Here is a 12,681-nt window from a genome sequence, read left to right as displayed (position 1 = left end):
CGGATCACGGCCACCAGAACGCGTTCAGGCTGGCCACGCCGGGTTCGATCGAGGCCTCGCGCGGGAAGCCAAGCACGGCCACGCCGCCCGGCGGCATGCCGCGATAGTCACTGCTGGTGCCGTCGGTCATCAGGGCCACCAGCTGCTCCAGGCCCGGGTTGTGGCCGACGATCAACACCCGGTCCAGGTCACGACGCTCGTCCACCAGCGCCGCCAGGGTGCCCGGGGTGGCTTCGTAGATACGGTCTTCCAGGCGCTTTTCGACATAGCCGATGGCCGTCATCACCGCTTCCAGGGTCTCGCGGGTACGTCGCGACGGCGAGCACAGCACGCAGTCGGGCAGCAGGTTGTTTTCCTTCAACCACTTGCCGGCGGCTTCGGCCTCGGCGAGCCCTACCGGCGACAGCGGCCGGTCGAGGTCGGCCTGGCCGGAAACGGCGGGTTCGGCATGGGCATGGCGCAGCAGGATCAGTTCACGCATCGCGGGTTTCCATGAAAAGAGGGTGGAGACGTGCAGCGTTACAGCTTCAACCAGGACAGCAGCGGCTCCCAGTCGGCCTGGTGCTCGCGCACCTGGGCCGAGCGGTAGTCGAACAGGCTGCGGCCCAGGCCGGTCATGACCACGTAGCTCTGGCTGTCACGCAGCTGCGCGACCACCGGGTACGGCCACTCGCCCAGCATCTGCAGCGCCTGCTGCGAGGTCTGGGTCCAGGGTTTGGTACGGTTGAGGACCAGCCCCACCGGCAGCTTGCGGCTGTGCACGCGCGGGTTCTGGGCCAGGCTGTTGAGGAAGCCGACGATGGCTTCGATATCCAGTGCCGAGGGCAGCACCGGCACCACCACGGCGTCGGCCGCGTCCAGGAAATGGGGGATATCGTCGGCCAGCGCACCGGCTGGTGCATCGATGATGACGGTATCGGTACCGTCCGGCAGCTTCTGCGCCCACTGCTTCTTCCGATACACATCGATGGGCAGCACCGCACTTTCCAGCCCGGCACGCCGTTGTGCCCAGCGGGTGCTGGAGCCCTGCGGGTCGGCATCGGCGATCACCGTGGCCTTGCCCTGCAATGCCGCGTACGCGGCCAGGTGGGTGGCGACGGTGGTCTTGCCCACCCCGCCCTTGGAACCGGCCACCAGGATCGTCTTCATGCCAGCCTCGCTTCCGGGTACGTGCCCCGAGCGTACACCGGCGGTGGTGACGGGAGGTAGCACCGTGCTGAACCAGTGGCCATCGCCTTTGCTATCGTGGCGCCCCCGAAGGATCGAACCGGCATGAGCGAACTGCAGGACCTGAGCGCACTGATCCGCGCCAATACCCCCCTGATCGTGATCGAGACCCAGGATGAGGGCCGCATCGTCGAGCTGTTCCGGCAGACACTGATGCACGTGTGGCGGGCCCTGCACCGCTGGTCCATCACCGAGGGCCTGCGTCGCATCGACCTGGACCGCGAGGACCCGCCGGTCGGTCCGCCCGATGCCAGCGCCGCCCTGCAGATGATCCGCCAGGCCGACCAGCGGGGTGTCTACCTGCTGCTCGATTTCCACCCCTACCTGGGCTATGCCAGCCACCAGCGCGCGCTGCGCGACCTGATCCAGCGCCGCCACAGCGAGCCGCACGTGCTGGTGCTGATCGGCGCCAAGGTCGAGCTGCCGGCCGAGCTGGAAGCGCTGGCGGTGCGCTTCAACCCGCGCCTGCCCGATGCCAACGCCCTGCTGAAGATGTTGCGCGAGGAGGCCGACGCCTATGCGCGTGAGCACGGCGGCCGCCGCGTCGAGGTCGACAGCGAGGCGGTGAAGAAGATCCTGAAGAACCTGCAGGGCCTGAGCCTGGTCGATGCCCGCCGCATCGCCCGCCAGCTGATCTACGCCGACGGCGCGCTGCGCGACGACGACCTGCCGCAGCTGGCGCGGCTGAAGTTCGAGCTGCTCAACCGCAGCGGCCACCTGTTCTTCGAGCATGACAGCGCGCGCTTCGGCGACGTGGCCGGTGCCAACCGGCTCAAGCGCTGGATCAGCCAGCGCCGGGTGGCTTTCATCGCCGGCTCGGCACCGGCCGGCCTGGACCCGCCGCGCGGCATGTTGCTGCTGGGCGTGCAGGGCTGCGGCAAGTCGATGCTGGCCAAGGCCACCGCCGCCGGCTTCGGCGTACCGCTGCTGCGCCTGGACGTGGGCGCGCTGTACAACAAGTACCACGGCGAGACCGAGGCCAACCTGCGCCAGGCGCTGGCCTCGGCCGAGCAGCTGGCGCCCTGCGTGTTGTGGATGGACGAGATCGAGAAGGGCCTGGCCAGCGGTGGCGAGGACGGCGGCGTATCGCGCCGCGTGCTCGGCTACCTGCTGACCTGGATGGCAGAGCGCAAGGCGCCCGTCTTCATCGTCGCCACGGCCAACCAGGTACACGAGCTGCCGGCCGAACTGCTGCGCAAGGGTCGCTTCGACGAGATCTTCTTCGTCGACCTGCCCACCCCCGAAGTACGCGTGGAACTGCTACGGCTGCACCTGGGGCGACGCCAGCTCAATGGCGACGACTTCGCGCTGCCGGCGCTGGCGGCGGCGGCGAATGGTTTTTCCGGCGCCGAGATCGAGCAGGCGATCGTGGCCGGGCTGTATGCGGCGCACGCCGAAGGCCGGCCGCTGGATACCGAGCTGCTGATGAACGAGATCCGTGCGACGCGGCCGCTGTCGGTGCTGATGGCCGAGCAGGTGGAGGCACTGCGGGCATGGGCGTCGGGTCGGACGGTGTCCGCGGACGATTGAGGGGTTTCCAGCGAACGGCGCAGCCCCTCGTGGCTGGTCGCTCAACGCAGATGCCGGGTAGGGCCGGGCGGGTAGGCTGCGCAGGGGGCGCTGCAAGTACGTCCCTGTAAGCTCGATCGCCGCATCCATGCGGCTCACGCCCCTGCACAGCCTACCCGCCCGGCCTCTGACAGTTCCCGGGGCGTCCAGCCACGTAGAAGAAAGTAGAAGAGCAAAAGCAAAAGCGCTTGGCTGGCCGCTCTTGAGGGCATGGGGTCAGATCCGTTTTCCTCTGAAAAACGGATCCGACCCCAGTTCGATTTCTATCCCTGGCAGATCGCATCCACGCATGGCGTGGATCTATCGTGTCGACCAAGGTCGACACCTACCAACAGCTGCCGGAACCTGTCGAAGGCGGGGCACTGTGGGTTTGCGGGGTGTGAGCCGCATGGATGCGGCGACCAAGCCCCCATGGATGGGTTCACGGCGTCCCCGCAAACCCACAGTGCCCCGCCATCCCACAGGAAGCCCGCTGTTGCTGTTGCTGTTGCTGTTGCTGTTGCTCCAGCCATTGCCTCTGCGGGTGCCGGGTGCAACCCGGCCGCCCCCCTTCCCTCAGGGCCAGGCCGGCGGGGCGGCCGCCCAGGCCTGCTGCACTTCCGCCAGCGAGGCCCGCTCGTCGTCACGCCACAACGGCAACAACTGCGCATAGCGGCTGCTGTCGCTCCATTGCGTCGGCTCGGTACGCACCGCTGCGGCATACCACTGCACCGCCTCCTGCTTCTGCCCGGCCCGCCACAGCGCCAGCGCATAGGTGGGTGGCAACCAGCCCGGCTTGCTCAGCGAACCACCAGCGGCGGCCTGCCATTGCTCCAGCGCTGCCTCGGCCTGGCCCTGCCGCAGCAGGTCCCAACCGTAATTCCAGCGCACGCCACGGCCCAGGCTGCCCTGCACCGGCGCATCCTTCAGCGCTTCGCGATACAGCTGTTCACCCAGTTCGGTGCGGCCCTGCGCAATGGCCACCGACGCCAGCTGCACGGTGGCCTCCACGGTACGCCGGCCGCGCTCGCGCTGCTTGAGCAGCTGTGCCACCAGTTCATCACCGTCGGACTGGACCACGACCATCGGCACGGCGGCCGCATCGCTGTCGAAGTAGAACTCCTGTGGTGCCGGCACCGCCGGCGCGGCCCACACCGGGGCCGTTCCCGAGACCAGCAGCATGCTGCCCAGGATCTTTCCTGCAACTGACATCCCTTCTCCCCAGGCCGCAACCGCAGCCTCCCTCTCTCTCCCCGATCCTAACCCCAGCATGGCCGCCGGCGCGAGTGCCGGGGCGGAAGGGCCTCGCTGCTACAATTCGCGCCTTTCCCGCCGCGTGCCTGCACGCGGCCGGTGCCAGCCGATCCTGACCGGGCCAGCCATGACCAGTACCGCGCAACTCACTTCGCCCTCTTCCGCCGACCTGATCGACCGTGACTACACGCTCGACCACAAGTACACCCGCAACGAGGGGCGGATCTACCTGAGTGGCGTGCAGGCGCTGGTGAAACTGCCGTTGATGCAGCGGCTGCGCGACGCGCACGAAGGCATCGACAGCGCCGGCTTCGTCAGTGGCTACCGTGGCAGCCCGCTGGGCGGCTTCGATCTGGAACTGTGGCGCGCGCGCAAGCACCTGGACGCGGCCAAGGTGAAGTTCACCCCCGGCCTGAACGAGGACCTGGGCGCCACCATGGTGTGGGGCACCCAGCAGACCAACCTGTTCCCCGGCGCAAACGTGCAGGGCGTGTTCGGCATGTGGTACGGCAAGGGCCCGGGCGTGGACCGCTGCGGCGACGTGTTCAAGCACGCCAATGCCGCCGGCACCTCGCGCTACGGCGGCGTGCTGGCACTGGCCGCCGATGACCATGCCTGCCGCAGTTCAACCCTGCCGCATGGCAGCGAGGACGAGTTCGTCAGCGCGATGATGCCGGTGCTGAATCCGGCCGGCGTGCAGGACATCCTCGACATGGGCCTGCTGGGCTGGGCAATGAGCCGCTATACCGGGCGCTGGGTCGGCTTCAAGACGATTGCCGAAACGGTGGAATCGTCGGCCTCGGTCGAGGTCGACCCGATGGCGCGCCGCATCGTGCTGCCGGAAGACTTCGAAATGCCCTCGGGCGGCCTCAACATCCGCTGGCCGGACCCGCCGCTGGACCAGGAAATGCGCCTGCACCGCTATGCGGTGAAGGCCGCACAGGCGTTCGCCCGCGCCAACGGCATCGACAAGGTGGTGATGGACGCGCCGCGCGCGCGGCTGGGCATCGTCACCACCGGCAAGAGCTACCTGGACGTGCTGCAGGCGCTGGAATACCTGGGCCTGGATGAAGCGGCGTGTGCCGACATCGGTATCCGCGTGTACAAGGTCGGCATGACCTGGCCGCTGGAGCCGCAGGGCATCGCGCGCTTCGCGCAGGGCCTGGAAGACATCATCGTGGTGGAGGAGAAGCGTGCCTTCATCGAGCGCCAGATGAAGGAGCAGTTCTTCAACTGGCCGGCCAGCTGGGGCCAGCGCCCGTCGATCGTCGGCAAGTACGACGAGAGCGGCGAATGGATCCTGCCGTCCACCGGCGAGCTGACCCCGGCCACCATTGCCGGCGTGATCGGCCGCCGCATCCAGAAGTTCTTCAACAACGAGTCGATCGAGCAGCGCCTGCAGTGGATGCAGGAAAAGGAAGCCGAGCTTGCGTTGCCGCGCGCCAGCTTCCCGCGCGTGCCGCACTACTGCTCGGGCTGCCCGCACAACACCTCCACCAACGTGCCGGAAGGCTCGCGTGCGCTGGCCGGCATCGGTTGCCATTACATGGTGACCTGGATGGACCGCAGCACCGACACCTTCACCCACATGGGCGGCGAAGGCGTGACCTGGGCCGGGCAGGCGCCGTTCACCGATACCCCGCACGTGTTCCAGAACCTCGGCGACGGCACCTACTTCCACAGCGGTTCGCTGGCGATCCGCCAGGCGGTCGCGGCCGGCGTCAACATCACCTACAAGATCCTCTACAACGATGCGGTGGCGATGACCGGCGGCCAGCCGGTGGACGGCCCGCTGAGCGTGCCGGACATCGCCAGGCAGATGCGCGCCGAAGGCATCCACACCATCGTGGTGCTGTCGGACAACATCGGCAAGTGGACCAGCCAGCGCGAGCACTTCCCCAGCGACGTCGAGTTCCACGACCGCAGCGAACTGGATGACGTGCAGAAGCGCCTGCGCGAGGTGAAGGGTGTTTCGATCCTGATCTACGAACAGACCTGCGCCACCGAGAAGCGCCGCCGCCGCAAGCGCGGCAAGCTGGAAGATCCGCAGAAGCGGGTGCTGATCAATTCGCTGGTCTGCGAAGGCTGCGGCGACTGCGGCAAGAAGAGCTTCTGCGTGTCGGTGCTGCCGAAGGAAACCGAGTTCGGGCGCAAGCGCGAGATCGACCAGTCCAACTGCAACAAGGACTATTCCTGCGTGAACGGCTTCTGCCCGAGCTTCGTCACCGTGCACGGTGGACAGCCGCGCAAGGGCAGCAAGCGCGACGCCTCCACGCTGCTGGACAACCTGCCGGCACCGTCCCTCCGCGGCAGCCTGGAGCAGCCCTGGAACATCCTGATCACCGGCGTCGGCGGTACCGGCGTGGTGACCATCGGTGCGCTGCTGGGCATGGCCGGCCACCTGGAAGGCAAGGGCGCGACCGTGCTCGACCAGACCGGCCTGGCGCAGAAGGGCGGCGCGGTGACCACGCATATCCGCATTGCCCGTCGCCCCGAAGACATCCACGCCGTGCGCATCGCCGCCGGCGAGGCCGACCTGGTGCTGGGCTGCGACATGGTGGTGGTGAACGATTACTGGGCGCTGTCGAAGGTGCGCGCCGGCCGTTCGCAGGTGGTGCTGAACACCTATGAAGCGATGCCGGGCACTTTCACCACCCGCCCGGACATGCAGTTCCCCGCCGCCGATATCGTGGCCGGTGTGCGCGTGGCGCTGGGCGGCCAGGAGCCGCTGCTGCTCGATGCCACCCAATTGGCCACCGCACTGCTGGGCGATGCCATCGCCGCCAACCTGTTCATCCTGGGCTATGCGTGGCAGCAGGGCCTGGTGCCGCTGTCGTTCGATTCACTGATGCGCGCCATCGAACTCAATGGCGCAGCCGTGGCGATGAACCAGCAGGCCTTCGCCTGGGGCCGCCTGGCCGTGGTCGACCCGCAGGCCGTGCAGCAGGCGGCCGGCCTGGTGCGCAACCGCCACACCGATACCGAATCCACCCCGGGCCCGCTGCATCCGCTGCCGCCGGGCGAGTGGGAGGGCAACGAATGGGGCGCCACTGCGGCGCCGCGCAATACCGGCGACGAACGCGAACTGCGTGGCCTGCCCTCGCACGGTGGCGATGTTGCGTTCCTGCCGCTGGACGACGCCCGCCTGTCGCGCTCGCTGGATGAAATGATCGAGCGCCGCGCCGCCTTCCTGGTCGAGTACCAGGACGCTGCCTACGCCAACCGCTACCGCAGCCTGGTCGAGCGCGTGCGCACCGCCGAAGCCGACCGCATCGGCGGTTCCACTGCGCTGACCGAGACCGTGGCCCGTTACCTGTTCAAGCTGATGGCCTACAAGGACGAGTACGAAGTGGCCCGCCTGTATACCAGTGGCGACTTCCAGCGCCGCCTGCAGCAGCAGTTCGAGGGCGATTACCAGCTGCGCTTCCACCTGGCGCCGCCGCTGTTCGCCAAGAAGGACGAGCAGGGCCGGCTGCTGAAGAAGGAATACGGCCCGTGGATGTTCAAGGCCTTCGGCCTGCTGGCCAGGCTGAAGTTCCTGCGTGGCGGCCGCTTCGACGTGTTCGGGCGCACCGCGGAACGCCGCATGGAGCGCAAGCTGATCGGCGATTACGAGGCCACCGTGCAGGTGCTGCTGGACGGCCTGGATGACGACCGCCTGGCGCTGGCGGTGGAAATCGCCAGCGTGCCCGAGCACATCCGCGGCTTCGGCCACGTCAAGGAAGCGCATTTCGAGCAGGCCAAAGCGCGCGAAGCCGCCCTGCTGGCGCAGTGGCGCAATCCGAAGGCGCTGCACATCGTGCAGGTGGCGTAACGCCGCGAAACAGGTAGTGCCGGCCGCTGGCCGGCAGCCCTGTAGCACGCTTCCTCGGCTGCAGTGGCAGCGAACGCTGACATTCTGAGCGTAGTCAGCGCTCGTTGACATTTCGTAGAATGTTAACGATCACTGACTTTTGCTTAAGTGTCGGCGAGCGCATACATTTGTGGAATGAGCGTTCTCCGAACTTCCCGAGACCTGGGCGTGGTCATCCGCCAACGTCGCAAGGCACTGCGCTGGGACCAGGCGCAGCTGGCCGAGCGCGTGGGAGTGAGCCGGCAGTGGGTCATCGAAATGGAGAAAGGCAAGCCGCGGGCCGAACTGCAACTTGTGCTGCGGACGCTGAATGTCCTCGGCCTGGTACTGGGCGTTGGTAACGTCGAGGGCGAGGCATCCGTTGCTGATTCGTCGGAAATGCCTCTAGCGCTGCCCGATATCGACACTATCGTGGATGGCAACCGACTGGCCCCGGATGAACGTCGCAGGGCGGTTGTGCCAGTCGATCGTCGCAACCGCAGCAAGGATCTCTGAAAGCCTCTTCTCTCTGGACACTGTGCTTCCGGCATGGACCTCAACGTACTCCTTTCCAACAGAGTGGCTGGATACCTTGGGCAGGATGCACATGGGCATCCAACGTTCCGTTACGCGGACAGTTGGCGCCAGACGCCGGGGGCCTATCCCTTGTGTCTCTCGCACTTCCGTTGGCGCAGGACAGTGCTCCCAGCGCGACGCTTTCCGCAGTGCTGTGGGGACTGCTTCCGGACAACGAAGCACTGCTGCAACAATGGGCCTCGCGATTCCATGTATCGGCCCGCAATCCGATCGCATTGCTGTCCCACGTGGGTGAGGACTGCGCGGGAGCCGTCCAGTTTGTGAGAAGTGAACGGCTCGCGGCCGTCATTTCAGGCGAGAGCGACAGGCAGCAGCCAGTGTCCACGCATGAAATCGCCCAACGCCTGCAGCGTGTACGGGTGGACCAAGCCGCAGCACGGCGACTCGATGATGTCGGACAGTTCAGCCTGGCCGGGGCACAAGCCAAGATCGCCCTGTTACAGTGCGACGATGGGGGCTGGGAGATTCCCGCTGGTCGTATTCCAACGACCCATATCCTCAAGCCACCCAGCGGCGACTACGACGGATTCGTCGAAAATGAGGTGTTCTGCCTTCGTCTGGCCAGACAACTTGGCATGTCGGCCGCGTTTGCTGAGATGATCTGCGTGGAAGACGCACGGGCAATTTCCGTAAGGCGATACGACCGCATACGTACGGCGGCTGGATGGCAGCGTGTACACCAGGAAGACTTCTGCCAGGCTCTGGGCGTGATGCCTCAAATCAAGTATCAGAATCAGGGTGGGCCCGGTCCTGCCGATCTCGCACGAGCGCTATGGGATCACTCCAGTCAACCGCGCTCGGATGTCGAGGCGCTGCTGAAGGCGCTGCAGTTCAACTACCTCATCGGCGGTACGGATGCGCACGCGAAGAATTATTCGCTGCTGATAGGCGCCCAGGGTAGGGCCCGCCTTGCCCCTCTGTACGATATCTCCAGCGCACTGCCCTACACCGAACTTCAGCACCGCAAGATCAAGATGGCGATGAAGATTGGAAGCCACTACCGCTGGTGGGACGTCCGCTTGATGGATTGGCGGTCTACCGCTGAGGCAATGAGACTTGACGCAGACAGAGCACTGTCTGGATTGTTCGACATGGCCACCCAACTTCCCGCGCTCGCACGGCAGTTGCATGCGGACCTCCACGCTGGGGGGCTTCGTCACCCGGTACTGAATCGCCTGCTGGATGCCATCGACATGAGCTGTCAGCGCTGCCTGCGGCAATTTGAACAACCCGCAACCTGATCACCCCAGCCGCCACAGCAGCAGGCGGTTGTGGGCCGGCATGGCCACGTCACCAAGCCGGGTAAAGCCGTTGTCGGCGGCCAGCGCCTGCACCGCTTCGATATCGCGGATGCCGCTGCGCGGATCGCGCGCCTTCAGCCAGGCATCGAACTGCGCATTGCTATCGCTGGTGTAGCGGCCGCCGTAGTTGAACGGGCCGTACACCGCCAGCAGCGCGCCGTGGCGCAGCACCGGTGGCAGCGCGGCGAACAGCGCCTGCACGTGCTCCCAGCTCATGATGTGCAGTGTGTTGGCACTGAATGCGGCGTCGAACATGCTGCCTTCCGGCAGGCTCAGGCCGGTCGCCGGCGGCAGCTCCACCTGCAGTGCCACCGGCGGCAGCAGGTTCAGCAGCGCCGCCTCCGCGCGCCAGGCCTCGATGCCCGGCAGATGGTCCGGATGGTCGCTGGGCTGCCAGCGCAGCCAGGGCCAGCGCTCGGCGAAGAAGGCCGCGTGCTGGCCGGTACCACTGCCGATCTCCAGCAGCCGGTGACGGTCGCCCATCCACGGGTCGAGTGCGGCGGCGATGGGATCGCGGTTGCGCTCGCAGGCTTCTGAATACGGCTTGCTCGACATCAGGACGGTGTCCAGGCGGGGTCGGCCCCATTGTGCACGAGGGGGTGTTGCTCGGCAGGGCTGCGCCCTGCACCCGCCGAAGCCGAAGCCGAAGCCAGAGCCAGAGCAACGTCAACGTCAAAAGCTGGCATCCCGTGGGATGGCGGGGCGGTGTGGGTGGTCAGGACACGCCGTAAACCCATCCATGGGGGCTCGATGGCGCCATCCATGGCGCCAACGGTCCTGCCCACCCACACCGCCCCGCCTCTGACAGATTTCGTGTGCTGTTGGTAGGTGTCGACCGTTGGTCGACACATCTGTCAGATATCAATTTTTAAGACGTGATCCGACCGCGTGCCGACCAACGGTCGGCACCCACCAACAGCAGCAGGTTCCAACAGCTCGCAGGAAACCGTCGAAGGCGGGGTGGGTCCGGTTGCGGGGGCGTGAGCGCCATGGATGGCGCGACCGAGCCTCCATGGACGGATTTACGGCGTCCCCCGCAACCGGACCCACCCCGCCAACCCACGGATAGCCAGCTATTGACGTTGACCTTGACGTTGCCTTGGCTTGTAGCCTCTGCGGGTGCAGGGCGCAGCCCTGCCGAAACCCTCCCCAACCATGACTGCAGTCACTTGCCCGGAGGCGCCGCGCTGGCGAAAGTCGAGAAGTTGACGTGATCGGCTCGGCCTGTTGCCGGCCGCACGCAAGCGAGAGAGAGAAACGCTGTGCAACGACGTGAGTTCCTGGCTTTTTCCGGTCTGGGCCTGGCGGGCCTGCTGCTGCCGCATTCCCGTGCCATCGCCGCCGAGCAACTGCTCGCCCCGGTCGACACCCTCCAGCGCAGGCGCCTGGCGGACGTGGCGCTGGCCACCGCACGCACGGCCAAGGCCAGCTACTGCGATGTGCGCATCGGCCGCTACCTCAACCAGTCGGTCATCACCCGCGAGCACCAGGTCGGCAATGTGACCAACCGGGAATCGTCCGGCGTGGGCGTGCGGGTGATCGTCAACGGTGCCTGGGGATTTGCCGCGACCCATCAGCAGACCGAGGCCGCCGTGCGCGCTGCGGTCGAGCAGGCTGCGGCGATCGCCCGTGCCAACGCCAGCATCCAGACCCGACCAGTGCAGCTGGCGCCGACGCCCTCGGTCGGTGAAGTGCGCTGGCAGACCCCGGTCCGCAGGAACGCGATGGCGGTGCCGATCCAGGACAAGGTCGAGCTGCTGCTGGCACTCAACGCCGCCGCGCTGAATGCGGGTGCCGACTACATCAATTCCACCCTGTTCCTGGTCAACGAACAGAAGTACTTCGCCTCCAGCGACGGCTCGTTCATCGACCAGGACATCCATCGCATCTGGCTGCCGTTCACCGCCACCGCCATCGACAAGGCCAGCGGCAGGTTCCGCACCCGTGCCGGCCTGTCGTCGCCGATGGGCATGGGCTACGAGTTCCTTGATGGCGATGCGCGCGGCAAGGTACACCTGCCCGGTGGCATCACCGCTTACCGCGATTCCTACGACCCGGTCGAGGACGCCATTGCGGCCGCCCGCCACGCGCGCGAGAAACTGAAGGCGCCGTCGGTGAAGCCCGGCAAGTACGACCTGGTGCTGGACCCGTCCAACCTGTTCCTGACCATCCACGAGAACGTCGGCCACCCGCTGGAGCTGGACCGCGTGCTCGGCTACGAAGCCAACTACGCCGGGACCAGCTTCGCCACGCTGGACAAGCGCGATGCGGGTTTCCGCTGGGGCAGCGACATCGTTACCTTCTTCGCCGACAAGACCCAGCCCGGCAGCCTCGGTGCAGTCGGCTACGACGACGAAGGCGTGAAGACCCAGCGCTGGGACCTGGTGCGCGACGGCATCCTGGTCGACTACCAGGCCACCCGCGATGAAGCCCACATCCTCGGCCGCGATGCATCGCATGGCTGCAGCTATGCCGATTCCTGGTCCAGCGTGCAGTTCCAGCGCATGGCCAATGTCTCGCTGGCGCCGGGCAAGCAGCCGCTCAGCGTCGAGGACATGATCAAGGACGTGGAGAACGGCATCTACATCCACGGCCGCGGTTCGTATTCGATCGACCAGCAGCGCTACAACGCGCAGTTCGGCGGCCAGCTGTACTACCAGATCAAGGACGGAAAGATCGCCGGCATGGTCGAGGATGCGGCCTACCAGATCCGCACGCCGGAATTCTGGAATGCCTGCACCGCCATCTGCGATGAACGCGACTTCCGCCTGGGCGGTTCGTTCTTCGACGGCAAGGGCCAGCCCGGCCAGGTCTCGGCGGTCTCGCACGGATCGTCCACCACCCGCTTCAACGGCATCAACATCATCAACACCGCGCGCAGTCTCGGCGCTTGAGCCACCCATCCTTCGACATGGAGAGCAG

General features: G+C 66.6%; 9 protein-coding genes. 5 read left to right on the top strand and 4 right to left on the bottom strand.

Annotation, left to right across the window (positions count from 1 at the left end):
- Window positions 1-4 precede the first annotated feature (4 nt).
- Both AB1281_RS20655 and AB1281_RS20650 read right to left on the bottom strand, forming a co-directional pair.
- Window positions 5-481, bottom strand: coding sequence for a SixA phosphatase family protein (locus tag AB1281_RS20655; protein ID WP_014035499.1), 477 nt, complete (start codon window positions 479-481; stop codon window positions 5-7).
- 38 nt (window positions 482-519) lie between these two features.
- A complete protein-coding gene (locus AB1281_RS20650; RefSeq protein ID WP_010487235.1) occupies window positions 520-1,149 on the bottom strand; it encodes a ParA family protein in 630 nt (209 codons plus the stop codon).
- Between the two features lie 123 nt (window positions 1,150-1,272).
- Between AB1281_RS20650 and AB1281_RS20645 the strand changes: the two genes are divergently transcribed.
- Window positions 1,273-2,757, top strand: coding sequence for an AAA family ATPase (locus AB1281_RS20645; protein WP_005420987.1), 1,485 nt, complete (start codon window positions 1,273-1,275; stop codon window positions 2,755-2,757).
- 594 nt (window positions 2,758-3,351) lie between these two features.
- Here the strand turns inward: AB1281_RS20645 and AB1281_RS20640 are convergent.
- Window positions 3,352-3,987, bottom strand: coding sequence for a tetratricopeptide repeat protein (locus tag AB1281_RS20640; protein ID WP_049444419.1), 636 nt, complete (start codon window positions 3,985-3,987; stop codon window positions 3,352-3,354).
- Between the two features lie 169 nt (window positions 3,988-4,156).
- Here AB1281_RS20640 and AB1281_RS20635 point away from each other — a divergent pair, with 169 nt between their 5' ends.
- The 3 genes from AB1281_RS20635 to AB1281_RS20625 all read left to right on the top strand — a co-directional run bounded on the left by AB1281_RS20635 (window position 4,157) and on the right by AB1281_RS20625 (window position 9,699).
- On the top strand, window positions 4,157-7,843 hold the full coding sequence (locus tag AB1281_RS20635) for an indolepyruvate ferredoxin oxidoreductase family protein (protein ID WP_430346852.1): 3,687 nt from the start codon (window positions 4,157-4,159) through the stop codon (window positions 7,841-7,843).
- A 207-nt stretch (window positions 7,844-8,050) separates the two neighbouring features.
- Window positions 8,051-8,377: a helix-turn-helix domain-containing protein gene (locus tag AB1281_RS20630; RefSeq protein WP_430346851.1), complete on the top strand. Its 327-nt coding sequence runs from the start codon at window positions 8,051-8,053 to the stop codon at window positions 8,375-8,377.
- 170 nt (window positions 8,378-8,547) lie between these two features.
- Complete coding sequence (locus AB1281_RS20625) at window positions 8,548-9,699, top strand: type II toxin-antitoxin system HipA family toxin (RefSeq protein WP_430346850.1); 1,152 nt, start codon at window positions 8,548-8,550, stop codon at window positions 9,697-9,699.
- On the opposite strand, the gene AB1281_RS20620 is transcribed toward AB1281_RS20625, so the two are convergent.
- The gene (locus AB1281_RS20620) at window positions 9,700-10,314 is read right to left on the bottom strand and encodes a DUF938 domain-containing protein (RefSeq protein ID WP_430346849.1); all 615 of its coding nucleotides are present in this window, start codon (window positions 10,312-10,314) and stop codon (window positions 9,700-9,702) included.
- 707 nt (window positions 10,315-11,021) lie between these two features.
- Between AB1281_RS20620 and AB1281_RS20615 the strand changes: the two genes are divergently transcribed.
- Window positions 11,022-12,653, top strand: coding sequence for a TldD/PmbA family protein (locus tag AB1281_RS20615; protein ID WP_197622185.1), 1,632 nt, complete (start codon window positions 11,022-11,024; stop codon window positions 12,651-12,653).
- The last annotated feature ends 28 nt before the right edge of the window (window positions 12,654-12,681 follow it).

The organism is Stenotrophomonas sp. NRRL B-14846, from assembly GCF_050473585.1.
Classification (GTDB): domain Bacteria; phylum Pseudomonadota; class Gammaproteobacteria; order Xanthomonadales; family Xanthomonadaceae; genus Stenotrophomonas.
The sequence above is the reverse complement of the archived record's forward strand: the minus strand, read 5'-3'. Positions and strand labels throughout refer to the sequence as shown.